Annotated in this window: 25 protein-coding genes; 16 read left to right on the forward strand and 9 right to left on the reverse strand. The window is 68.4% G+C overall.

The features are described from left to right. Positions 1 to 404: 404 nt before the first annotated feature. Complete coding sequence (locus IGS68_RS20620; RefSeq protein ID WP_201073311.1) at positions 405 to 728, reverse strand: hypothetical protein; 324 nt, start codon at positions 726 to 728, stop codon at positions 405 to 407. A gap of 370 nt (positions 729 to 1,098) precedes the next feature. On the opposite strand from IGS68_RS20620, the gene IGS68_RS20625 reads away from it, so the two are divergent. Beyond that, on the forward strand, positions 1,099 to 1,680 hold the full coding sequence (locus IGS68_RS20625; protein ID WP_201073313.1) for a hypothetical protein: 582 nt from the start codon (positions 1,099 to 1,101) through the stop codon (positions 1,678 to 1,680). On the opposite strand, the gene IGS68_RS20630 is transcribed toward IGS68_RS20625, so the two are convergent. The 3 genes from IGS68_RS20630 to IGS68_RS20640 form a co-directional block, all read right to left on the reverse strand. Further along, a complete protein-coding gene (locus IGS68_RS20630) occupies positions 1,677 to 2,849 on the reverse strand; it encodes a 3-phenylpropionate MFS transporter (RefSeq protein ID WP_201073320.1) in 1,173 nt (390 codons plus the stop codon). The two genes, IGS68_RS20625 and IGS68_RS20630, sit on opposite strands and share 4 nt — an antisense overlap. Positions 2,850 to 2,870: 21 nt before the next feature. Then, positions 2,871 to 3,503 (reverse strand): glutathione S-transferase family protein, encoded by a 633-nt coding sequence (locus IGS68_RS20635; RefSeq protein WP_201073322.1) that lies wholly within the window; start codon positions 3,501 to 3,503, stop codon positions 2,871 to 2,873. Positions 3,504 to 3,567: 64 nt separating this feature from the next. Continuing rightward, a complete protein-coding gene (locus tag IGS68_RS20640) occupies positions 3,568 to 5,532 on the reverse strand; it encodes a methyl-accepting chemotaxis protein (protein ID WP_201073323.1) in 1,965 nt (654 codons plus the stop codon). A 424-nt stretch (positions 5,533 to 5,956) separates the two neighbouring features. On the opposite strand from IGS68_RS20640, the gene IGS68_RS20645 reads away from it, so the two are divergent. The 4 genes from IGS68_RS20645 (at position 5,957) to IGS68_RS20660 (ending at position 8,433) form a co-directional block, all read left to right on the forward strand. Beyond that, a complete protein-coding gene (locus tag IGS68_RS20645; RefSeq protein WP_201073325.1) occupies positions 5,957 to 6,889 on the forward strand; it encodes a lysozyme family protein in 933 nt (310 codons plus the stop codon). Positions 6,890 to 7,220: 331 nt separating this feature from the next. Then, complete coding sequence (locus IGS68_RS20650; protein WP_201073327.1) at positions 7,221 to 7,523, forward strand: hypothetical protein; 303 nt, start codon at positions 7,221 to 7,223, stop codon at positions 7,521 to 7,523. Beyond that, a complete protein-coding gene (locus IGS68_RS20655) occupies positions 7,520 to 7,996 on the forward strand; it encodes a PIN domain-containing protein (RefSeq protein ID WP_201073329.1) in 477 nt (158 codons plus the stop codon). Before IGS68_RS20650 ends, IGS68_RS20655 begins: the two co-directional genes overlap by 4 nt. Next, complete coding sequence (locus tag IGS68_RS20660; RefSeq protein ID WP_201073332.1) at positions 7,984 to 8,433, forward strand: TerB family tellurite resistance protein; 450 nt, start codon at positions 7,984 to 7,986, stop codon at positions 8,431 to 8,433. The genes IGS68_RS20655 and IGS68_RS20660 overlap by 13 nt, the downstream gene beginning before the upstream one ends. Positions 8,434 to 8,563: 130 nt before the next feature. Here the strand turns inward: IGS68_RS20660 and IGS68_RS20665 are convergent, their stop codons facing one another. Then, positions 8,564 to 9,781, reverse strand: coding sequence for a D-alanyl-D-alanine carboxypeptidase family protein (locus tag IGS68_RS20665; protein WP_201073334.1), 1,218 nt, complete (start codon positions 9,779 to 9,781; stop codon positions 8,564 to 8,566). A 497-nt stretch (positions 9,782 to 10,278) separates the two neighbouring features. Between IGS68_RS20665 and IGS68_RS20670 the strand changes: the two genes are divergently transcribed. From IGS68_RS20670 to IGS68_RS20685, 4 genes are all read left to right on the forward strand, one after another. After that, the gene (locus IGS68_RS20670) at positions 10,279 to 10,683 is read left to right on the forward strand and encodes a response regulator (RefSeq protein ID WP_201073336.1); all 405 of its coding nucleotides are present in this window, start codon (positions 10,279 to 10,281) and stop codon (positions 10,681 to 10,683) included. A 64-nt stretch (positions 10,684 to 10,747) separates the two neighbouring features. Continuing rightward, positions 10,748 to 12,304 carry a histidine ammonia-lyase gene (gene hutH, locus IGS68_RS20675; RefSeq protein ID WP_201073338.1) on the forward strand — a complete coding sequence of 519 codons (1,557 nt, stop codon included), beginning with the start codon at positions 10,748 to 10,750 and terminating at the stop codon, positions 12,302 to 12,304. A gap of 67 nt (positions 12,305 to 12,371) precedes the next feature. Continuing rightward, positions 12,372 to 14,006, forward strand: coding sequence for a 3-(methylthio)propionyl-CoA ligase (locus IGS68_RS20680; protein ID WP_201073340.1), 1,635 nt, complete (start codon positions 12,372 to 12,374; stop codon positions 14,004 to 14,006). Positions 14,007 to 14,097: 91 nt separating this feature from the next. After that, complete coding sequence (locus tag IGS68_RS20685; RefSeq protein WP_201073342.1) at positions 14,098 to 14,565, forward strand: YbaN family protein; 468 nt, start codon at positions 14,098 to 14,100, stop codon at positions 14,563 to 14,565. Positions 14,566 to 14,607: 42 nt separating this feature from the next. Here the strand turns inward: IGS68_RS20685 and IGS68_RS20690 are convergent, their stop codons facing one another. Continuing rightward, positions 14,608 to 15,129, reverse strand: a complete 522-nt coding sequence (locus IGS68_RS20690) for a DUF6306 domain-containing protein (RefSeq protein WP_201073344.1) — start codon at positions 15,127 to 15,129, stop codon at positions 14,608 to 14,610. 192 nt (positions 15,130 to 15,321) lie between these two features. On the opposite strand from IGS68_RS20690, the gene IGS68_RS20695 reads away from it, so the two are divergent. Continuing rightward, positions 15,322 to 15,495, forward strand: coding sequence for a hypothetical protein (locus IGS68_RS20695; protein WP_201073346.1), 174 nt, complete (start codon positions 15,322 to 15,324; stop codon positions 15,493 to 15,495). Positions 15,496 to 15,514: 19 nt separating this feature from the next. On the opposite strand, the gene IGS68_RS20700 is transcribed toward IGS68_RS20695, so the two are convergent. Continuing rightward, positions 15,515 to 15,928: an acyl-CoA thioesterase gene (locus IGS68_RS20700; RefSeq protein WP_201073348.1), complete on the reverse strand. Its 414-nt coding sequence runs from the start codon at positions 15,926 to 15,928 to the stop codon at positions 15,515 to 15,517. Between the two features lie 114 nt (positions 15,929 to 16,042). Here IGS68_RS20700 and parE point away from each other — a divergent pair, with 114 nt between their 5' ends. From parE to IGS68_RS20715, 3 genes are all read left to right on the forward strand, one after another. Then, positions 16,043 to 18,028 (forward strand): DNA topoisomerase IV subunit B, encoded by a 1,986-nt coding sequence (gene parE / locus IGS68_RS20705; protein WP_201073350.1) that lies wholly within the window; start codon positions 16,043 to 16,045, stop codon positions 18,026 to 18,028. 100 nt (positions 18,029 to 18,128) lie between these two features. Further along, positions 18,129 to 18,563, forward strand: coding sequence for a CBS domain-containing protein (locus IGS68_RS20710; RefSeq protein WP_201073352.1), 435 nt, complete (start codon positions 18,129 to 18,131; stop codon positions 18,561 to 18,563). A gap of 34 nt (positions 18,564 to 18,597) precedes the next feature. Next, positions 18,598 to 18,792, forward strand: coding sequence for a hypothetical protein (locus IGS68_RS20715; RefSeq protein WP_201073354.1), 195 nt, complete (start codon positions 18,598 to 18,600; stop codon positions 18,790 to 18,792). Positions 18,793 to 18,796: 4 nt separating this feature from the next. Here IGS68_RS20715 and IGS68_RS20720 read toward each other — a convergent pair whose 3' ends face one another. Beyond that, a complete protein-coding gene (locus IGS68_RS20720) occupies positions 18,797 to 20,041 on the reverse strand; it encodes a pentapeptide repeat-containing protein (RefSeq protein WP_247881002.1) in 1,245 nt (414 codons plus the stop codon). Positions 20,042 to 20,044: 3 nt separating this feature from the next. Continuing rightward, entirely contained in the window at positions 20,045 to 20,995 is a 951-nt protein-coding gene (locus tag IGS68_RS20725; RefSeq protein WP_201073356.1) for a protein phosphatase CheZ, read from the reverse strand. A gap of 187 nt (positions 20,996 to 21,182) precedes the next feature. Between IGS68_RS20725 and IGS68_RS20730 the strand changes: the two genes are divergently transcribed. The 3 genes from IGS68_RS20730 (at position 21,183) to IGS68_RS20740 (ending at position 23,245) form a co-directional block, all read left to right on the forward strand. Next, positions 21,183 to 21,539: a DNA cytosine methyltransferase gene (locus tag IGS68_RS20730; protein ID WP_201073358.1), complete on the forward strand. Its 357-nt coding sequence runs from the start codon at positions 21,183 to 21,185 to the stop codon at positions 21,537 to 21,539. Between the two features lie 205 nt (positions 21,540 to 21,744). Continuing rightward, a complete protein-coding gene (locus tag IGS68_RS20735) occupies positions 21,745 to 22,440 on the forward strand; it encodes a hypothetical protein (protein WP_201073360.1) in 696 nt (231 codons plus the stop codon). A 25-nt stretch (positions 22,441 to 22,465) separates the two neighbouring features. After that, entirely contained in the window at positions 22,466 to 23,245 is a 780-nt protein-coding gene (locus IGS68_RS20740; RefSeq protein ID WP_201073362.1) for a cold-shock protein, read from the forward strand. Positions 23,246 to 23,317 lie beyond the last annotated feature (72 nt).

Consider the following 23,317-nt stretch of genomic DNA (forward strand, 5'->3'; position numbering starts at 1 on the left):
GCGATGTGATCGTCTGACTCATGTTCAACCACAATATATGTCGATGTCGGTTGCCCATGATAACAGAACGTCGGCTTGGAAGCCTCTCGGCGGAGACGGCGAACTGGAAGCTACTACGCTTGATGCGCGCTTTCGATTACGGGTTACGCTAGTGGTTCTGCACAGTGGTTTTTGATGACGTTCGGCGGAGCGGAGTGCGGTAGGTCGGCCTCCGGCCGTTCCACCCGCCGAGCTGTGTTGCGCCATGGGCGCAACCTACGGCTCGATGCAGGGCGGAGGCGATGCGGGCCGACGATCGTAGGTTGCGCCCATGGCGCAACGCTTCGGATCAGCTGTCTCGGGCGGATTGACCGGATCGCGTACGGCTCTAATCAATCAGAAACACTGTGCCGGGCCGCAGCCGCTCAGTCCGGAGGGGAGTCGCTCCAGTCGCCGAGCGACATGATCGAGATCGCGAGGCCGACGAAGCCGAACAGGATCGCCATGCCCCAGATCAGCAGCAGGGCCCCGGTCAGGTCGCCGGGCGAGGCGCCCGCTCCCAGCGTCAACGCCCCGATGCCGCCGACATCGGCCGCGATCAGGGCGGTCGCCGTCACCGCTCCCCCGGCGAAGCCCGCGCCGAAGGCGCCCGCCAGCCTGCGCAGGATGGGTCGTTCGTGCCGCAGCGGCCATCCGGGACCGCTTCGCCGTTCGCCGGGGTCGGACATGCCATGCACCCTGTCTGCCATCGGGTCATCCATAAACTGTTCCGTTCCTCGCGGGATTGCGAATCTTCAATGCGGGCAAATCGCGGCGGATGCACGCTCCCTGTCGGGTTTCGCATCCTGCGCCCCTGTCGGGCGCACCGCTCGGGGAGTTCCACACCATGCATCTCGATTACGAGGCCTATGTCGCGCTCGGCTTCCTCGCCGCCACGGTCGGCGTGACCGTCGGGCTGTTCTGGTTTCTCCTGTCCCGCAGGATGAAGTAGGGGATCGGCCGGGAATACCGGCGTACTCGTTCTCCTGGACAATACGCTCCGTCGCCTTGTAACAGGAACCTTCGGACCGGCGGACGGCCGGTCCGAAGGTCCTTGCAGAAGGCAAAGAGCACATCCCCATGGAACAAGAGTACCGGCCGGTTTCCCCGGAGGCCCAGGTCGAAGCGTTGCGCACGCTCGTCGCGGCCGTGACCGCCGCCCGCGACGGCGGCTCGCCGGAAGCGGGCCTGGCTCCGGGCCTGCTGGACGTCCTGGACGGCCTGGAACCCCGGGACTCGGCGCTGGTGTCGGAACTGCTGATGAGCATAGCGTTCCGGGCGGGCGCCCGGGTGTCCGAACGCTATCCCTACATCGAGTTCGCGATCCATCTCGGGCGGGCGGCCCTGGGCGAGGAAGGCGGCGGCGACCCCGCCGACTTCCTCCAGGACCGGCTGCCGGCCTGGGACGTGCTGGAGCCGGCGCTGCGGACCATGCGCCGCCACGGTCGGCGCTGGTGGTCGCGCAATTCCCAGGGCGACCCGATCGACCTGCTCCAGGCCTATGCCCTGGGAGCGGCCCAGCTCGCCTGCCTGGGCCATTCCGACCAGGATTCCGGCCGCCTCGCCGCCTCCGGGCTGCTGTTCACCGCCGCGGCGCAGATCCTGACCCTGCGTCGGATCGAGGACCCGGCCGCCTGGGAACAGGACCAGGAAGCGGGCTAGGCGTCCGCGGCCCGGACCTCGTCCTGCCGGCCGCGCGAGGCCAGCAGCAGGGCGAACACGGCGCCGGCCAGCCCCAGTGCGGCCATGGCGTGATAGGCTGCGGCGCCGAGCCCCGCGTAGGCGGCGCCAGCCAGCATCATGGCCAGCGCCGTGCCCATGCCCGTCGCGAGCGCGCCGTAAAGCGCCTGGGCGGTCGCGGAGCGGTCGATCGGGACGGCCTTCGCGATGTACTGCATGGCGGCGAGGTGGGCGGCCCCGAAGGTCATGCCGTGAAGCACCTGGAGCAGCGCCAGCACCGGCACGCTCTCCGCCACGGCCGTCCCTGCCCAGCGGACCAGGGCGGCGAGCCCCGCCAGCACCAGGAGGCGGGCGGGACCGAGCCGCGCGGTCGCGGCGCCGCCGAAGGCGAACAGCAGGATCTCGGCGATCACGCCCTCCGCCCACAGCCCTCCGATCACCGCCTCGGAATGGCCGAGCCCGCGCCAATGCAGGGTGCCGAACGCGTAATAGACCGCGTGGCTGGACTGGACGGCCGAGGTGGCCCCCAGGAACAGCAGGAATCCGGGATCGCGGAGCAGCGCCGCGATGCGGCTGGTCCGCAGCGGCGCCCCCTCCCCCGCCGGCCCGCGCGGCGGCGGCTTCGGCGCCAGCCAGCAGGACAGGGCCGTGAGGGCCATGGCGCCGATCAGCAGGTGGAGCACGGTCTCTGGACGGCTGTCGGCCACGACGATGCCGCCCAGGCTGGCGGCGGCGATGAAGCTGACCGAGCCCCACAGGCGCATCCGCCCGTAGTCGAGCCGGTGGGCCCGGGCGACCAGCAGGGTCAGGTTGTCGCCGATATTCATGATCGGGCTGAAACCGGCGCTCATCAGCACGGTCACCAGCAGGATCGGCACGAAGCCGTCGGCCGGCAGGTACAGCAGCGAGGCCGCCAGGGCGGCGGCGCTGAGCAGGATCAGCGCCGTCCGCCGGTTGCCGGTGCGGTCGACGACCACGCCCGCCACCGGGATGGTGACGATGCGGACCCACAGCGCCACCGCCAGGACCGTCCCGATCTCCCCCGCCGACAGGCCCCGGCTCTCCAGCCAGACCGGCCAGAACGGCAGCTGGATGCCCAGGATCAGGAAATAGGCGGCGTAGAACAGGGACAGGCGAAACGGCAGCAGCATGGGGTTCCGGCGGAGAGGTGCTCAGGCCAGCGGAATTTCGTGGCCCTTCTTCGGCACATCATAGCCGCGCCGGACGGCGGGACGCCCTGCGATGGCGAGATACCAGCGCCGCACATTCGGGAATTGCGCGAGGTCGATCCGCTGCCATTCGAACCGCGAGACCCACGGCCACGTCGCGATGTCGGCGATGGTGTAGTCGCCGCCGGCCAGGTACTCGGTCTCGCCCAGGCGCTTGTCCATGACGGAATAGAGCCGCCGGGCCTCGGCACCGAACCGCTCCTCCGCATAGGGCGCCTTGCCGGGGTTGAACTGAAGGAAATGGTGGGCCTGGCCCAGCATCGGGCCGGCGCCGCCCATCTGGAACATCAGCCACTGCCATGTCCGCCACCGCCCCGGCCCGTCCTGGGGGATGAACATCCCCGTCCTCTCCGCCAGGTACAGCAGGATGGCGCCGGATTCCATCAGCGCCGCGCCGGTGTCGTGGTCGACGATCGCGGGGATCTTGTTGTTCGGGCTGATCTTCAGGAAGTCCGGCGCGAACTGCTCGTCCTTGGTGATGTCGATCGGGTGGACCGCGTAGGGGAGGCCGGTCTCCTCCAGCATGATGGAGGCCTTCCGGCCGTTCGGCGTGGTCCAGGTATAGAGATCTATCATGGCGTTTCCTCGGCTGCGGGAGGGTCGAGTGTGGCCCACTTCGACGCTCCCGCAAACCGGGCAGTCAGGCGGCGCGCACCTTTTCGATGAACTCGTCCACCGCGCGCCGGAGCACCATGGACTGGCGGGTCAGCTCGGACGATTCGCGGAGCACCTGCTCCGCGGTCGCGAGCGAGGCGTCGGCCGCGGCGGTGACGCCGGCGATGTTGGCCGCGACCTCGCTGGTCCCGGCCGCGGCCTGCTCGACGTTCCGCGCGATCTCGCCGGTCGCCGCCTGCTGCTGCTCGACCGACGCGGCGATGGCGGCCGAGGTGCCGCTGACCTCGTCGATGGTGTGCAGGATGTCCTGGATCGCCTCGACCGCCTGGGCGGTCGCGGCCTGGACCGAGCTGATCTGGCCGGAGATGTCCTCGGTCGCCTTGGCGGTCTGGTTGGCCAGGTTCTTGACCTCCGACGCGACGACGGCGAAGCCCTTGCCCGCGTCGCCGGCGCGCGCCGCCTCGATCGTCGCGTTGAGGGCGAGCAGGTTGGTCTGGCCGGCGATGGTGTTGATCAGGCCGACCACCTCGCCGATCTTCTGGGCGGCGGTCGAGAGGCTGCCGACGATCTCGTTGGTCCGCCGGGCCTTCTCCACCGCGTGCTGGATCGTGCGCGACGACCGGTCGACCTGCCGGCCGATCTCGGCGATCGAGGAGGCCAGCTCCTCCGCCGCGGCGGCGACGGTCTGGACGTTGGTCGAGGCGTGGTCGGCCGCGTTGGCGACCGCGGTGGCCTGCTGGGTCGCCTGCTGGGCCGCCGTGGACATGGTGGCCGCCGTCGCGTTCATCTCCCCCGACGAGGTCGTGACATGGGTCACGACGCCGTTGACATGGTTCTCGAAATCGTCGGCCAGCTCCATCATGGACCGGCGGCGCTCCGCGGCGGCGCGCTGCTCCTGGACGGACTGCTCGGCCTGGAGCCGCTCGACCCGGATCGCGTTCTCCTTGAAGACCTGGACCGCCCGCGCCATCTCGCCGATCTCGTCCTCGAAACCCAGCCCCGTGACCTCGACGGAGCGGTCGCCCGACGCGAGCAGCGTCATGGTGGCGGTCATGGTCTTGACCGGGACGACGATGCTGCGGGCGATCAGCCAGGCAAGCAGGATGCCGCCCAGGAGCGCGGCGGCGACGAGCGCTCCGCTGACCCCGATGGTTCTGTCGATCTCGCTCAGGGTTTTCCGCTCGGTCTCCCGGAAGATGGCGCTCCAGCCGTCCACGGTGGCCTGGGTCAGGCTGCCGAACTCCTCCGCGACGACCGGCATGGCCTCGTAGATGAGGCTGTTCATCTCGAACGCCGACGCGGCCATCCGGTCGAAGGTCTTCGAATAGGTCTCGGCCAGCCGGAGCACGTCCTGGGCCAGCGCCATGCGGTCCGGGTCGTCGAACCATGCTGCGAGGTTGGTCGCGGCCGGCCTGAAGGCGGCGAGCCGCCGCGTCACGCTTTCCGCCAGCGCCTCGTCCGGCGTCGCCAGGAATTGGGTGGAGTTGAGCCGGGCATACATGAACTGTTCCTGGGCGATCCCGGCCAGGCCCGCGGTCTCCATCTGCCTGGCGGCGGTGGCCTCGCTGATCAGGTCGGACAGGTTCCCGACGATCTGGTCGCCGAGCGGCCGAAGCGACTGGTCCAGCAGGGTGTCCCGCTTGACCCTGGCTTCCTTGACCTTGGCGAACTTCTCCCCGTAGTCGGCGGTCAGCTGGATCATGCGCTCCAGCCTCGCCCGGCTCGCCCCGTCGCGCGCCGCCGGCAACAGGTTCGTCAGGCTGGAAGCGATGTGGCCCAGGAGTTCATGGACGCGGCCCGCGGCCGTCTCGGTCCCCGACGAGGTATAGAGCAGCGCCTGCCGGCGAAGTTCCGCGAAGTCCTGGTTGATCGTGATCACCATGGCCGTGTTGGCGGAGGTCTCGCCGTACCGCTGGAAATTCGCGCGGGCGGCGATCAGCTCGACGATGCCGAAGCCGCCGACGGCTCCCAGCAGGGCGAGGATGAGCATGAACCCCGCGTAGATCCTGGTACCGATCCTGAACCTGGATGAAAGAGACCCCATCGTCCTGCCTCGCCCTCTGGCCGCCCGCCGCCGCGATCCCGCCGTCCCGCGGCGGATCGATGCGGACCCTGCTTGATTTGTATCGGTCGCAAGGAGCGCGGCGGCAGCCCGCGCCACCCCAGCGTGCAGGAAGCCGCTGCGCTCCGCCCGCACCGATAGCTAACTTTCGGGCTTGTCTTCCGTGATTTGAATCAGTCTTACGTTGCCGTGCCAATTAGCCGCGTATAGTACGCTATCTTCCGTATCGATCGGACCGGTTCGCCAAGGCGCCGGGCGGTGCGGGACCCGGCCGAAGTCACGCGATTGTTCTTCTCACCAGCGGTCCGTCGCCTTAGGATGGGTTAACCCGAAAGGTTCAGAGAACAAGCCCATGGCTGTTGACCAGCGACTGCCGCCGGTTCCCGGCAAGAAGCCCTCGGTACCCGGCGCCGCCTGGCAGCCGCCCGTGCCCGCCCGCAAGCCGGGCGGCGAAGGATTCGCCGCGGCGGTGGAGCGGGCGGGAGTTCCCCTGCCCGGCCGCAAGCCGGCGGACGTGCCGCCGGCTTCGGTGGCCGGCGGGCCCGTGGTCGACGCGATCCGGTCGGTCGCCGGGCTGTCCGGCCACAGCTTCGCCTCGCTGCTCTCCCAGGCGCAGCAGGAAAGCGGGCTGGACCCCAAGGCGCGCAACCGCAAGAGTTCGGCGACCGGTCCCTTCCAGTTCATCGAGCGCACCTGGCTCGACCTGGTGCGGCGCCACGGATCAGCGTTCGGCCTGGGAGAGGTCGCGAAGCAGATCAAGGTGGTCGACGGCGCGCCGACCGTCGGCGACGCCGCGGCGCGCCGGAAGATCCTGGCGCTTCGCGAGGACCCAAACCTGTCCGCCGGCATGGCCGCCCGGTACCTCGGCGAAGGCAAGGAGCGGCTTGGAAAGCTGCTCGGCCGGCCGGCCTCGACGATCGAGAGCCGAATCGCCTACATCATGGGCCCGAACGGGGCCGCCCGGCTGATCAACGCGGCCGAGAAGACGCCCGGCAAGCTGGCCCGGGACCTGCTGCCTTCCGCCGCGGCGGCCAACAGGAACCTGTTCCACGACCGCAGCGGCCACGCGCTCACCGCGTCGGACATGCTGAACCGGCTGACCCGCAGGATGCAGGCCGACGAGAAGCGATTCGCCGCGCTCGAGGACGCCCCCGACCCGCAGTCGGCGCCCGCGCACTCCAACGCGCTGCTGTTCGCGCAGATGCAGCAGGAGGGCTGGCCCGGCGAGCCGGAGGACGAGGCCGAGGAGAGCGATCCCCCGGTGCCGGTCCGGCGCCAGGGCTAGGGCTTTACCCGATCGGGTCGATCCGCCGGGGCTGCCGATCAGACGTGTTGCGCCATGGGCGCAACCTACGGTCGGCGGCCCCCATCACCGCCGCGATGCCGCCGGCCACGGTTTGCCTTGGCCCGGATTCCAGCCTTGAAATCGCAGGCCCGACCTGATCGGGCGGCCGCGGACGCATTACATCTACACGAGAAGCCATGCCGACGAGCGGCTTCACAGCAGCGGAACAACACGCCTCGATCATGCGCACGGGCTCGCCGCCCGCGGGGAACGGTCGCGCGCCGCGGGTGTTGCCCCGAGCGGCGGCCATATGCGCGAGGAGATGGACGCGATGAAGATCGATCCGAAACTTCGGGAAGATTTGGCTCAGAAGCTCTACGAGGAGAGCGATCGGACCGGCGTCGCCTGGGTGCGCCGGCCGGAGTCGGTGAAACACGCCTTCCGGGAAGCGGCGGAACGGAAGCTTCGCTCCCCTGCGGACGCCGGGCACGGGCACGGGCACGGGCACGGGCACGGGCACGGGCACGCGCAGGACCAGATCAGGCAGGATCGCGGGAAGCAGGCCGCCGGAACGGGCCGGCACGCCGGCGGGCCGCACCGGGGCAAGCCGGTGATGGAGCCTTGCACCCGGTGACGCCCGCCTCCCCGGGCGCCCCCGGGCAGGACCGCCTCGTCCTCGACACCAACGTGTTCGTGGCCGCCGGATTCAATCCGGCGAGCAATGCCGCGGCCGTGGTGGAGGCGGTCCGGGAGGGGCGGTACCGGTTCGCCTGGGCCGAGGCGACCCGGGGCGAGACGGAGGCGGTGATCCGCCGGATTCCCGGGCTGGACTGGGAGCGTTTCGCCTGTCTTTTCGCGGCGGCCGACGAACATCGCGGCCCGCTCGACGTTTCATCATTCTCCAGGGTGGAAGATCCGGGCGACCGCAAGTTCGCGGCGCTGGCCGCGGCGACGGGGGCGGTGCTGATCACCAGCGATGCGCACCTGCTGTCGTGCCGCGACGAACTCCCGGTCACGGTGTCGACGCCGCGGGAACTGGTCGGCGGATCGGCGCCCCGCAAACCGGGACCCGGAAACCGGGTGGAAGAGGAACCATGTCCTTCATAGATACACTTGTCAGCCACCTGGGAGAAATCGGCGTCGAATCGGACGACCTGCCGCTCCTGGTGCCGGCGGTCATCGCCGCGGGCGCGATGGTCGCCTTCGCCGACGGCACCGCCGAGGGCCGCGAACTGCGTGAAATCGATTCCGAGGCGCTGCGCTGCCTGATGGGCGACCAGGAGCGCGCCGACGATATCCACCGCGTGCTCGACCAGCACCTCTCCAATTTCGACCGCGACCGGACCTTCGGGCACGACCGCGCCCTGGGCGTGCTGGCCGATTTCGCGCCGGACGCGCCCGAGGAGCAGCGGGAACTGGTCCTGCGCTCGGCGCTTCAGGTTGGGGGAGCGGGTGCCGAGGGCGCGCTGAGTCCGGCGGAGCGGGATGCGGCCCGGGAAATCGCTCGGATACTGAGGCTGGACCCCGCCGCCCGGGGACTTTGATGCGGCCTCGGGACGCCGACACCGTGGCCGGTACGTCTACGCAAGCCGTCGGCCTTCGCCCCTTCGGCGAGGGCCGACCCGCGGTCGATGCTTCGAATGGCAGGGTTCTTCGGGAAACCTGGGCCCGGCGTCACCCCCGGGGGGCGACCACCATGCAGTCCTGGCCCTTCGATTCGAGCCTGGAGCAGGCCTGCTCGGCGGCGGCCTTGGTCATGCCCGTGAAACGGGCCTGGAACACGCCGGTACGGGATTTCAGGACGGTGCCCTGCGCGCCCTTGACGTGAGCCGGGATGACCTTCTCGGTCGTCGCAAGGCCGGTCTGGCCAGCCTTATGGCTCTTGTAGCTGCCGACCTGGATCGCCCAGGAGCCCGGCTTGGCCGCCGGGGCCGGCTTGGCCGCCGCCTTGGCGGTCGGCTTGGGGCTTTGGGCGACGGCCTTCTCGGCCCGCGGGGCATCGGCCTTGATCGTCGCCCGGACGGTCGGGACGACGGCCGCGACCGCCACGGTGGAGACGGACCGGCCGAGCGGCTTGACGCCGAAACCGTGGTCGAGCAGGGCCGCGACCCGGTTGTCACGTTCCCGCGAGCTGCTGCCGCCCAGGACGACCGCGATCAGCCGCCGGCCGTCGCGCACCGCCGTGGCGGCGAGGTTGAAGCCGGAGGCATTGACGAAACCGGTCTTGATCCCGTCCATGCCGTCGTAGCGGTTCATCAGGCGGTTGTGGCTGTGGACCACGGCGCCGTTGTAGGAGAAGCTGCTGCGGCTGAAATAGGGATAATGGCGCGAGTGCGTCTTGATCAGCGCCTGCGACAGCGTCGCGATGTCCCGCGCGGTCGTCTTCTGGCGGACGTTCGGCAGGCCCGAGGCGTTCAGGAACGTCGTGTTCCGCATGCCGATCATGCGCGCCTTCATCGTCATCATCTCGGCGAAGCCTTCCTCCGTGCCGCCGATCGCCTCGGCCAGCACCACGGCCGCGTCGTTGGCCGACCGGGTGACCAGGCCGAGGATCGCGTCCTCCACCCGGATCGACGTGCCGGCGACCAGCCCCAGCTTGGACGGGGACATATTCTGCGCGCGCCGGGACACGGGAATGAACTGGTCCAGGGCCAGTTCACCTTTGTCCAGGCTGTCGAACGCCAGGAACAGCGTCATCATCTTGGTCAGCGAGGCGGGCTGGGTCGGGAGGTCCGGGTTCTGGGCGTGCAGGACGACGCCGGTGGCCGGATCGATCAGAAGCTCCGCATAGGGCGGCGGGGCGGCTTCGGCCGAAAGCGGGAACAGCAGGGCGCAGACGATCGCTGCGACGAGGGAAATGCGCGAGGGCAAGTCAATGGAGCGGCGAAACATGATGGTTCCTGAAAAACACTGCCGCATCATGATTAGGCGCCATTGGTTAAAAAATTAAGAACTTCGTTTCATTCCTTTTCAGTGACTTGCGGTCCATCCCTATGACAAAGGTTAAGGTCGGGCCGCACGACGGTCGGAGCCGTCACGCCGGAAAGCCTGTCTGGAACGGGCGGATCGTCCTGAGGCAGGGCGGCTTCGGATCGTCGCCGGATCCTACCGCGGGGAGCCGATTCGGGCATTGGGGGGATACGGCTTGCCTCATTTCGGTTTCATTATAATCTCGGAACGTTAAACTTCCATCAAGTGGGCCGTCCGGCCGGGCGGCCCGGCTCAATCCGGGGGTACTCTGTTCGCCCGTTCTCCCCAGCAACCGCCCCCGCAACCGATGGTAGATACGAATTGCTGTGCAGTTCAGGAAAGAAGCAAGGGACCGAAGCCACCGCACCACCATCACGGGGCCGCCTCCGGCATGACGTATCCTCTCGTGCGAGACGCCGATGACTGAGAGTTCCGATCCGGCAACGGGCAAACGGTTTCGGATCATGATCGTCGAGGACGACGCCCTGGTCGCGCTGGGGATACGCTGCACCCTGGACGAACTCGGCTACGAGGTCTGCGGCGTGGCGGCGTCCGAGCCGGAAGCCCTGGCGCTGGCGGGCCGGACGCAACCGGAACTGGCGTTGATGGACATCCGGTTGCGCGGCCCGACTGACGGGATCGATACCGCGCGACGCCTGCGCGCCGAGTTCGGCATCCGGTCCGTCTATCTGTCGGCCTACACGGACCACCAGACCATGAGCCGAATCACCTCGACCTATCCCCTTGGCTTCGTCCAGAAACCCTATTCGGCCGTTCAGCTTCGCATGGCGCTGGACCTGGCGGTCCGGCGGCTCGGCAGCTGACCGGCGAGGAGCCCGGAAATGCCCTCCGGCGACGGGGAGGGCCGGACTGTGAGGAGGATGGAGCATGACCGAGCCGCTGAGCCTCGACCCGGGCCGGCTGACCCTGCCCCTTCTGCGGCGGATCGCCCGGGACGCCGGAGTGCCGGCGGTGCTGGCGGACGGCTGGAGGGACGAGGCGGAGGCGGCGGCGGCGACGGTTTCCGACGTGATCGCCCGCGGCGACGCCGCCTACGGCATCAATACCGGATTCGGGCTGCTGGCGCGCAAGCGCATCCCGCCGGAGAGCCTGCGCGAGCTTCAGACCCGGCTCGTGCTCTCCCATGCGGCCGGGACCGGCCCGGCGCTGCCGGCCGAGGTGACGCGCCTGATCCTGGTGCTGAAGGCCGCGAGCCTCGCCCGGGGCCGGTCCGGCGTCCGTCCCCTGGTCATCGAGACCCTGCTGGCGCTGGCCAATCGCGGCGTGCTTCCCGTGATCCCGGCCAAGGGATCGGTCGGCGCCTCCGGCGATCTGGCGCCGCTGGCGCACATGGCCGCCGTCCTGACCGGCATCGGCGAGGCGATGACCGGCGACGGGATCGTTCCGGCCGCGCAAGCGCTTGCCGCGGCCGGGATCGAGCCGCTGGTGCTGGAGGCCAAGGAGGGCCTGGCGCTGCTCAACGGGACCCAGGTGTCGACCGCGCTGGCGCTGGTCGGCCTGTTCGCCGCCGAGGATTGTTTCGCCGCCGCACTGGTCGCGGGCGCGCTGTCGGTCGATGCCGCCCGGGGCAGCGACGTGCCGTTCGACCCGAGGATCCACGCATTGCGCGGGCAGCCCGGCCAGATCGAGGTCGCCCGCGTGCTGCGCCGGCTGCTCTCCGGCAGCGCGATCCGTCAGTCCCACCTGACGGGGGACGAGCGGGTCCAGGATCCCTACTCGCTGCGCTGCCAGCCCCAGGTCATGGGCGCCTGCCTGGACCATCTCCGCTTCGCGGCCCAGGTGCTGGAGCGGGAGGCGAACGCCGTGACCGACAACCCGCTGGTCTTCCCGGACAGCGGCGACATCCTGTCCGGCGGCAATTTCCACGCCGAGCCGGTCGCCATGGCGGCCGACGTGCTGGCGCTGGCGATCGCCGAGACCGGAGCCCTGTCGGAGCGGCGGACGGCCCTGCTGATGGACACCACCCTGAGCGGCCTGCCGCCCTTCCTGGTAGCGGAAGGAGGGCTCAATTCCGGCTTCATGATCGCCCAGGTGACCGCGGCGGCCCTGGCGTCGGAGAACAAGCAGCTGGCGCATCCGGCCAGCGTCGACAGCCTGCCGACCTCGGCCAACCAGGAGGACCATGTCAGCATGGCGACCCACGGGGCGCGCCGGCTGGGCGAGATGGCCTCCAACACGGCGGGCATCGTGGCGATCGAGCTGCTGGCCGCGTGCCAGGGCGTGGACTTCCACCGCCCGCTGGAGACCTCCCCGGCGCTGGCCGGCGCGCTGGCGATCGTCCGGGACCGCGTGCCGTTCTACGACCGCGACCGCTACTTCGCCCCGGACATCGCCGCCGCGGCGGGGACGGTCACGGAAGGGCTGTGGCACGCCTTCATGGACCAAGGGCTGCTGCCGGGAGCCCCGGGGCCGGGAACCCTGTGAACAGGCGCTCCGGTCGCCTATAATCATACAAAACCAAGACCGCATGCACCGGGGAGGCAGACAAAAGATGCGCGGACTCATGATGGACAAGCCGCTGCTGATTTCTTCGCTGATCGACTACGCGGAGGAATATCACGGCACGACGGAGATCGTTTCGCGCACGGTCGAAGGACCGATCCATACCTATACCTATGCCGAGGCGGCCAAGCGCGCGCGTCAGCTGGCCAACGCCCTGATCGCGCTGGGGGTCGGGCCGGGCGACCGGATCGGCACGGTGGCCTGGAACGGATACCGGCATTTCGAGATCTATTACGCCACCTCCGGCATGGGGGCGATCTGCCACACGATCAATCCGCGCCTGTTCCCGCCGCAGATCTCCTACATCATCAACCACGCCGAAGATTCCTACCTGTTCGTGGACCTCACCTTCGTGCCGCTCCTGGAAGGGATCGCGGAGCAGCTGACGGGCGTGAAGGGCATCGTGGTGATGACCGACCGGGACCATATGCCCGAGTCGAAGCTGCCGAACCTGCTCTGCTACGAGACCCTGGTCCGCAGCCATTCCGACCAGTACGAGTGGCCCCGGCTCGACGAGTGGACCGCCTCGTCGCTCTGCTACACGTCGGGCACGACGGGCAATCCCAAGGGCGTGCTCTACAGCCACCGCTCGACGGTGCTGCACAGCTACGCGGTGGCGCTGCCCGACGCGCTCGACCTGTCGTCGCGCGACGCGGTGATGCCGGTCGTGCCGATGTTCCACGTCAACGCCTGGGGGCTGCCCTACGCCTGCCCCATGACGGGCGCCAAGCTGGTGTTCCCCGGCGCGAAGATGGACGGCGCCAGCCTGCACGAGCTGATGGAGCTGGGCAGCGTGACGGTCAGCGCCGGCGTGCCGACGATCTGGGCCGGGCTGATCCGCTACATGCAGGAGAACGGCAAGACGTTCAGCACGCTGAAGCGGACGATCGTCGGCGGGTCGGCGGCGCCGCGCGCCATGATCGAGACCTTCCAGGACGAGTTCGGGGTCGAGCTGCTGCATGCCTGGGGCATGACCGAGACCTCGCCGATCGGCTCCGTCTCGCGGCTGAAGCCCGGCATGGAGAACCGTTCCGAGGACGAAAGGATGGCGGTCCGGGCCAAGCAGGGCCGTCCGTTGTTCGGCATCCGCATGAAGATCGCCGACGACGAGGGCAAGCCCCTGCCCCATGACGGCGTGGCCTTCGGCCACCTGAAGGTGACGGGGCCGTGGGTCTGCGCCCGCTACTTCAAGGAGACGACCCCGTCGTCCCATGACGACGAGGGCTGGTTCTCGACCGGCGACGTCGCCACCATCGACGCCGACGGCTTCATGCAGATCACCGACCGCAGCAAGGACGTGATCAAGTCGGGCGGCGAGTGGATCAGCTCGATCGACCTGGAGAACACGGCGGTCGCCCACCCGGACGTGGTCGAGGCGGCGGCGATCGGCATCGCCCATCCGAAGTGGGACGAACGCCCGCTGCTGGTGGTGATCGCCCGGCCGGGCAGCGGCCTGACGCGGGAGAGCCTTCTGGCGTTCTTCGAGGGCAAGATCGCCAAATGGTGGCTGCCGGACGACATCGTCTTCGTCGAGGAGCTTCCCCACACCGCGACCGGCAAGCTCCTGAAGACCCGGCTGCGCGAGCAGTTCAAGGACTATCGCCTGCCCACCGCCGCGGAGTGAGGTGGCGGCGGAGGCGGCGGAGATGGTATTGGGGCGTCCCGCACCTACATGGGTGGGGACGCCCAGCCCCATCCGCCTCCCCCTGGAGATCATGAAGGCCGACCTCGACGCGCCGTCCGCCGCAAGCGATGCCGGGACCGCCCCCGCCGACACGGGAGCCGAGGCATTCCGGCACGCGCCGGCCAACCCGGTGGTGCGCCATGGCCTGATGGCGTTCGGGTTCGTCATGGTCGGCCTCGGAGCCCTCGGCGTCCTCCTGCCGGTGGTGCCGACGACGCCGTTCCTGATCGTCGCCGCCTGGGCCTTTTCCCGGAGTTCCGAGCGGTTCCACCGCTGGCTCTACGGCCATCCCCGGCTGGGTCCGCCGCTGGTCGCGTGGAACAGGCACGGCGTGATCCCGGTGACCGGCAAGGTGCTTTCGGTCATAGGAATGTATGGCAGCCTTGTCCTGGTAGTCCTTTACGTCGCGACCGACTGGGTCCTTCCGGCCGTCCATTTCATCGTCATAACCGCCGTCGCCGCCTATATCCTGACGCGGCCGAGTCGGGTCCCGGACTGACCGGCGGGCCGGTCCCTCATGCCTGGCCGGCGGGCCGGCCCCTCATGCCTGACCGGCCAGCCAGTCGAGCAGCGCCTCGCAATCCTTCAGGTCGGCGCGCTGGACCTCCCGAAGGTCCGCCAGGACGCCGCACAGCTCGTCGCTCGCGACGCGCGGCAGGGTCGCGTCGAACCGGGAAACGACCCAGGCCATGCCGCCGTTGAGCAAGGCCAGGCGCTCGGCCACCGCCTCCAACCCGAGGACCTCGTCGTGGAAGCTGCTGGTGACGCCGGACGGGGTCTCGCCGAGCTGGGTGACGATACGGGTCAGGACGCCGCAGAACCGCGCCTGATCGCGCTGGACCGACGCCAGAAGGTCGATCGCCTCCTGCTGCTCGAACTCGGCCAGGAGCGCCGTCAGCGCCTTGGCGCTGGCCCGACCGACCTCCAGCATGGCGTTCAGGAGGGACGCCAGCTCGGCCTCCGGGATCGGGTCCACGATCTGCGCCCGGCCGGAATAGGCCGGATCGATCTCCGAGGCGTAGCAGGGCGGCGAAGCACAGCTTGCCGGTTCAAGGTCGGACATGCCCAATACTCCTTCGGCCGGATTATAGTCCATCCGTACCGCGCCTGGAAGTCCGGCCCAAAAATGTCCCGAACGTTGACAGGAATAATCGAGTCGAGACGGTGTTCATAATCGAGTCGATTGGTTGGGCTTTATTCAGCCGATCGATGACTATCCTGCAAATCTTTCGGAAAATCGAAGGGAGTCGCTCGGATGCGAAACAAACTTTGGCTGGTGCTGGCACCGATGATGATGTTGGGGCTTGCCGCCTGCGGCGAGGATACCGCGTCGACCGATGAGCCCGCGACCCCGCCCGCCGCCGAAGCACCGGGTGCCGCGGGCGGCACGACCACGCCTCCGCCGGCGACCGGCACGGGCACCCAGTAAGTAACCCGGGAACAATCCCTCAGGTGCCGCCCTCCCCGGGCGGCACCGGCCGGGGCCGGCGATCCTCGCCGATCGCCACATAGGTGAAGACGCCCTCCGTCACCTTCGTCGCGATCCGCCCCTGCCCCCGGCGGATCCAGGTGTCGACCTTGACCGCCATGGACGTCCGTCCGATCCGCTGGACCGTGCAGTAGCAGCTCACCTCGTCGCCGATCAGCACCGGCTGGTGGAACTTCATCGCCTCGATGCCGACGGTCGCCACCCGGCCGCCCGCGCGCCGGGCCGCCACCATGCCGCCGGCGACGTCCATCTGGGCCAGCAGCCATCCGCCGAAGATGTCGCCGTTGGGGTTGGCGTCGGCCGGCATCGCGATGGTGCGCAGCGCCGGGCCATGGCTGAAATCGGGGCTGAAATCGGGTTCCTGATCGGCCATCGCGGCTTCCTCTTGAGTCGGGGGACGAATCCGAATACCAAATCTTGTAGTCGATCCATGATGCGGCGCCGCATTCGCTTGCGGAAGCAGTGATCTAATTCCTATAATACGGCCATGAGCGATCTATTCCAGAACACCGCGCGCAAGGAAGACAGCTATTCCGCCCAGGATATCGAGGTCCTGGAGGGGCTCGAACCGGTGCGCCGCCGCCCCGGCATGTATATCGGCGGCACCGACGAACGGGCCTTGCACCACCTCGTGGCCGAGATCCTCGACAACGCCATGGACGAGGCCGTGGCCGGCCATGCCAGCCGCATCGACCTGGAGCTGGCGGCTGACGCGACCGTCACGATCCGCGACAACGGCCGCGGCATCCCGATCGACGAGCATCCCAAATACCCGGGCAAGTCCGCGCTCGAGGTGATCATGACGACGCTGCACTCCGGCGGCAAGTTCAGCGGCAAGGCCTACGCGACCTCGGGCGGCCTGCACGGCGTGGGCCTGTCGGTCGTCAACGCCCTGTCCGACCGGCTGACGGTGGAGATCGCGCGCGACCGCCAGCTGTTCACGCAGAGCTACAGCCGCGGCCTCGCCGTGGGCGACCTGGTGAGCCTGGGCGCCGTCCACAACCGGCGCGGCACGACCATCAAGTTCCACCCGGACGCGCTGATCTTCGGCGAGGGCGCCGCCTTCAAGCCGGAACGGCTGTACCGGATGGCGCGGTCGAAGGCCTATCTCTACAAGGGCGTCGAGATCCGCTGGGCCTGCGATCCGGAACTGCTGGGTCCCGACGCGGTGACCCCGGCGGCGGAGACGCTGCACTTCCCCGGCGGCCTGAACGACTACCTGACCGCCGCGCTGAAGGAGCGCAAGGCCCTGACCCCCGCCCCGTTCGCGGGCGAGGTGCCGTTCCCCGGCGACGCCGGGCGGGCCGAATGGGCGATCGCCTGGCCGGAGGACGAGGAAGGTTTCATCCATTCCTACTGCAACACGGTGCCGACACCCCAGGGCGGCAGCCACGAGATGGGGCTCCGCGCCGCCCTGACACGCGGACTGAAATCCTTCGGCGAGCTGGTGGGCAACAAGCGGGCGGGCCAGGTCACCGCGGACGACGTTTTCGGCGGGGCGACCATCCTGCTGTCGGTGTTCATCCGCGACCCGTCGTTCCAGGGCCAGACCAAGGAGAAGCTGGCGACCGCCGAGGCGGCGCGCCTGGTCGAGCTGGCGGTCAAGGACCACTTCGACCACTGGCTGTCGGCCGATCCCGCCGCCAGCAACCTGCTGCTGGACCACCTGATCGAGAAGGCGGAGGAGCGGCAGCGCAAGCGGCAGGCCAAGGAGATGTCGCGCAAGACCGCGACCCGCAAGCTCCGCCTGCCGGGCAAGCTGGCCGATTGCAGCCGCAACACGCCGGACGGCACGGAAATCTTCCTGGTGGAGGGCGACTCGGCGGGCGGCTCGGCCAAGCAGGCGCGGATCCGCGAGACCCAGGCGATCCTGCCGCTGCGCGGCAAGATCCTGAACGTGGCGAGCGCCAGCGCCGACAAGATGCGGGCCAACCAGGAGCTGAGCGACCTGATCCAGGCGCTGGGCTGCGGCGTGGGCCGCGACTTCTCGTCGGACAAGCTCCGGTACGAGCGCGTCATCATCATGACCGACGCCGACGTGGACGGCGCCCATATCGCGTCGCTGCTGATGACCTTCTTCTATCGCGAGATGCCCGGCCTGATCCAGAACGGGCACCTGTACCTGGCCCTGCCCCCGCTCTACCGGGTGACCCACGGCGGCAAGTCGGTATATGCGCGCGACGACGCCCACAAGGACCAGCTGGTCAAGACCGTCTTCGCCGGCAAGAAAGTGGAGCTGAGCCGCTTCAAGGGCCTGGGCGAGATGCAGCCGGCCCAGCTCAAGGAGACCACCATGGACCCGGGCAAGCGCACCCTGCTCCGCGTCGTGGTGCCCGACACCCACGACCCGGAGATGCGCGGCCAGGTGGAGGAGACCAAGTCGCTGGTCGAGAGCCTGATGGGCCGGAAGCCCGAGCTGCGCTTCCAGTACATCCAGGAGAACGCCCGGTTCGTCCAGGACATCGACGTCTGACGGAAAAAATCCCGCCGGAACTTCCTTCTCCCGGGGGCTGTTGGCATGGACGGTGCTGAGAAGCGCCGAACCAGAACACCCCCGAGGGGCACGAAAGCCGATGCAGATCCGAGAGATCATGACCCGCGACGTGGAGGTGGTCGCCCCCGGCGACACCATCCAGCGCGCGGCGAAGCTGATGGACGAATTGAACGTGGGCGTCCTTCCCGTGTGCGAAGGCCCCAAGCTGGTCGGCCTGGTCACCGACCGGGACATCACCGTCCGCGCGACCTCCGTCGGCAAGGCGCCCGGCGAGTGCAGGGTTTCCGAGGTGATGACCGACGAGCCGCGCTACTGCTACGAGGACGACGTGGTCAGCGACGTCTCGCGGCTGATGGGCGACATGCAGATCCGCCGCGTCCCCGTGCTGGACCGCGACGACCGCCTGATCGGCATCGTCTCCCTGGGCGACATCGCGACCGAGGCGGATCGTCCCCAGACCATCGCCGACACGCTCGGCCAGGTCTCCGAGCCGTCCGCCCCGGACCGCGGCTGATCACATTCTTGAACACTTGAAGGAGAATCGCGGCATGGCTGCCGACAACCAGAATCACGACAAGGCGCACGATCTGGCCGAGGAAGGCCTGGACAAGATCATCGAGGGGGACGGCAAGGAAGGCAAGAAGCTGGTCGAGGAAGCGAAGAAGCTGGACTCCGAGGCGGTCGCCGAGGTCGCCCAGGAGGTCGAGGAAGACCGGAAGCAGGCCGAGAAGTTCCAGAAGTAAGGCCTCAACGCTCCAGGATCGTGCCGGTCACCACCGCCTCGTGCAGGTCGCAGCCGGTCAGGTCCGCGTTGGTCAGGTCGCAGCCGTGCAGGATCGCCTTGCGCAGGCGCGCCCCGGCCATGCGGGCCCGCACCAGGGACGTGCGCAGCAGCCGGTCGGCACCGATCCGGAGCGAGGCAAGGTTGGCCTCCTCCAGGCAGCCGTCGATCAGGATGGCGCGGTCGAGCCGGGCGCCGCGCAGGTCGGCGGCGCGCAGGTTGGCCGACCGCAGGTCGGCACCGTCGAGTTGCATCGACTGGAGCTGGGCTCCCTGAAGGTTGGCGCCGCGCAGCCGGACACGGGATGCGATGCCCAGGCTCAGCACCCGGTTGCGCAGGTCGGCGCCGTCCAGGTCCATTCCCGACAGGTTGAGCTGAGTCCCGTCCTTGCCGCCGCTCTTGAGCCAGCGCGCATGGGCCGCCAGCATGCCTTCCAGGTCCAGCGACGGGGCGGGCGCGGGCTCCGGTTCCTTGTGCTCGACCGGCAGGGGAACCGGATTGACCTGCTGGGCGACCGCGTCGGCATCGGTCCGGATGGCAGCCTGCAGCCGGGTGTTCGCCGTCGTGGTGGCGCCCGTCAGGTCGGCTCCGCGCAGATCGGCGCCGGAGAAGTCGGTCCCGCTGAGATTGGCCCCGACGAACTTCGAATTGCGCAGGTCGGTACGCACGAGGCGCGCGTCCGACAGCTTGCTGTGGGAGAAGTCGGCACCGGCCGCGAAGGACCCCGACAGCTTGGCGCGGGCCATGTCGGCCCGGACCAGGATGGTCGAGCTCATGTCCGCCGGCCCCGGCTCGAACCCGATGACCTTCAGTTCGCCGTCGCTGCCCTTGTTCGCCATGGAACCGTCGCGCAGGTCAACCTCGACCATGACGGCGTCCTGGAGCAGCGCGCCGCGCAGGTTGGCGCCGCGCAGGTCGGTGCGGAACAGGTGGCTGCCGGTCAGGTCGGCGCCGCGCAGGTCGGCACCGAACAGGTCGGCATGGTCCAGGACGGTCCCCGTCATCCGCGCATCCCGCAGGATGGCGCCGGACAGATGGGCGCCAGTCAGGTTGCGTCCGGTGAAATCCAGGCCCGAGAGATCGAAGAACGGCATGTTAGCCCGCGAGCCGTTGGGCCGCCCTTCCATGAAGCGCTTGTGCCGCTCGCACACGCGATCAAGTTGCTCCTGCGTCAGCTTGATCCTGGCCTTGCGTTCCTCATCGATGGCCATGCGTCATCCGAACAGCTTGTCGATGTCGCTCTGGTTGATCTCCGCGCTGCCGTTCATCGCGGGGGCCGGCGCCGGGGGTGGCGGGGGCGGAGGAGCGGGCGGCGGCTCGTAGGCCGGCGGAGCCGGCGGGGCGTCGAAGCTGATGCTGTCGAACAGCGCGTCGATCGTCGCCTGGTCCACCCCGTCGCCGAGCGCCGGGCCGTTGAGCAGGTGGGCGTCCGGGCGGTCGTCGTTCATCTTGCGGTGCGACGCGGTCGCATCGGCCGAGGCCAGGACGGCGCGGTCGACGCCCCAGATCTCGATCATGGTGTTCACGCGCTGCTCGATGTAGCGCAGGGTATTGACCACCTTGGTGGTGCGCTGGCCCGTGATGTCCTGGAACGAGCAGGCGGTCATGATCTCCATGATCTGGATCTCGATGTCGTTCGCGACCTCCCCGACGTCGAGGCTGATCTCCCCCCGGGCCGCCCGGTGCATCTGGTTGGCGAATTCCTGTATCCGTTCGGCCGCGTTCAGGATCTCCGTGGTCGCCCGTTCGGTCGCGGTCACGATGGCGTCCAGCTCGCCGGTGGCGGCCATGATCCGGTTGGCCCCGGCGTCGGCCGGCCGGAGCGCCGCGATCTCGCTGCGGGTCTGCTGGATGTAGCTGCTCATCTCCTGCAGTTCCTGCCGCAGGATGCGCAGATGGGTCGAACGGTCCGTCGTGATGCCGGCTGCATCCGTCACCGTCTCGATCGGCTGGGCGGCGGTGACCGCCACGGCTTCCACGCCGCGCAGCCGGTCGACCTGCTCCTCCAGCTTGCCCGCCAAGCGCCGCCAGTCGTCGACGGAGACCACCCGCGTCCGGCGGTCGCGCATGCGGAGAAAGGCCCGCCCACGAGCCGACGAGGACAGCGCCTCCTCCATGCTCAGATAGTCGAGTTCCGTGAGGTCGAGCAGTTCAGGTACGGTCATCTTCGGACTTCTGACCAGTCAGGGAGGCAAGGATCGGGCGGGCGTGCGGAAACATATCGCCGTCCCCTTAACTTAACCCTAATGATCAGGAACCTGCGCCACGGTGCCCCCCGCTGCTGTGGCTCCGCTCCGGACCGAACCTGTCATAATCCAAACCGACCAGACGGGCGGTAAGGGCAGCTACGTTATGCCGACGGACAATCCCCTCGGCACCATCGTGACGAAGCAGAACATGGCTCTGGTCGAGTTCGACGGGCAAGCCTACGGCCTCGATCTCGCCGATCCGAAGACCGTCCGCCTGATCCGGCAAGGCCGTGTGGTCTTCTGGAACGGCGTGGTCTACCTGCTCGACGTCCTGTTCCGGATGCTCGAGCCCTACGAGCTGGCCCACGCCATGTCCTTCACGGACGGGGAGTATCAGTACGAGTTCGTGGGCAACAAGACCGAGGTCACGAAGCAGATCGGCAACTCGGTCCCGGTCGGGACGGCCTGCGCGCTTATCATGGCGCTCCTGATGCCGCATGAAGCAGCGCGCGCTGCGTGACCTTCTCTGTACGCAGCCTTCTCCGTCCATCCCCGACGAAAGTCGTTAAAGCACGTTATAAGTTGTACAAGCGGGACCTTCTTGCGTGGCATCAAGGAACTCGGACCAGGACCGCGACCAATCGTCATCGCCTGCAAAAAAGATCATCGCTGCATTATCGGAAGCAGTATCTCTCTCGGGCTATGGTGTTTTCCGGAGAGATTCTATGACGACCGACAAGCTCGTGGCAGTGCTGATGCTGACGGCCACAATGATGCTGCCGACCGGCTGCGGTGGGGTGAACAATGCCCTCACGTCGAAGAAACAGACCGTCGAATACTACCGTATCTACAATCTGGCGACCGATGCCGGCAAACAGGCGGTGGGGAAAGCTGCATCGGACGGCCTGGGGCGGAACACCAGCAACATCAACACGACGATGCCGATTCCCGCCTCTGCCGAACTACCTGAGAAGCCCGGCCGCTTCAAGATCACCGACCCGATGGCCGGCACGAAGCTGGGAGCTCTGGCGTCCATGAGCGGCGGGCTCGGCTTCAAGACCGCCGAATGCGAAGGTGCGGCCTGGACCGCCAAGGCGGTTCGGACCGTCTCCGGCTCCAATACGCTGAACCTCTCGACCTGCCTGTTCCAATATAAAGGCGGGTACCACCTCGACATGTACGCGACGTTCACGAAGGTCGAGGGTGGCCTTTCGGAGATCAGTCGGCAGATGGCCTATGCCGCGGTCGGCACGCCCGAGGAATGGGTCGAGAAGACCTTCAACGACGTGCTTCTAAAGATCCGGGAACAGACCGGGGCCGAGATCACCTACCTCGAAGGCTATCCAGAGCCCGGCCCGCTGCCCTGGCTGGACCAGGGTGACCGGGCGGGCCAGCCCGCTTCTCCGAAACCCGGCACCTGACCTGCGTCCTGGAGTCTTATGGGGAATGGACGATGCCGTGAACACGGATGCCGGCGCGGAAGCATCAGACTCCCGCGGTCGCCGCAGTGACCGGAGCGGAAGTCGGAGGAGCGGGGCCGGCCCGGTGCGTATGCACGGTTCGGTCCGGTCCTTCGTCGGCGCCAAGCGCTTCGGCTTCATCGACGGTGAGGATGGGCAGAGCTATTTCTTTCACGCCAATGGTCTGACCGACCCGACATCCGCCGGTGACATCGCCATCGGCGCACTGGTCGAGTTCGAGCCCCATCCGGGCCCAAAGGGGCTCGAGGCCCGCCGCGTCATTGTCGAGCGGTCGAAGGGCGAACTCTGGACGCTGCCGGAAAAGCTCGTGATCTGCCGTGACAGCAAGCTGCGTCACGGCGAGATCTTCGCCATCGGCGGGCCGGTGACCTGCTGGTCGGACAGCTCACCGGACACGGCGCGGCGAGAGCTGCTCGAACTGGCGGAGTCCCTGGGCGCCAATGCGGTGCTCGGCCTCGCTTACACCAAGCGTACCGGGTCGTCGGGCAATTACCAGTTCACCGTCCATGGATTCACAGCCTCGCTGGCAGTCATCGCCGAGTCCCGGCCGTCGGCCGATCTGGACCGTATCCGGGCATCCGAACTGCACCGCGACGAGGCGGCTGCGGAGTTCGTGCGCCGGCATCAGGAGTACATTCAGCGGCTGGCCGAAGAAGAGGCCTGGCGAGGAAAGCAGATCGTCTGGATGGCTGTCTTCGTGGTCTTGATGGTGTTCGTGCTGGCGGTCGCTTCACGGATCAAGTGAGAGGATCGGGGCGATGGACACTAGTTCCGGTGAGAGCGCCGTAAGCGGGTGCTCACCACGACAAGGCGTGAT

The organism is Skermanella sp. TT6, assembly GCF_016653635.2.
In the GTDB taxonomy this organism is placed as follows: Bacteria; Pseudomonadota; Alphaproteobacteria; order Azospirillales; family Azospirillaceae; genus Skermanella; species Skermanella cutis.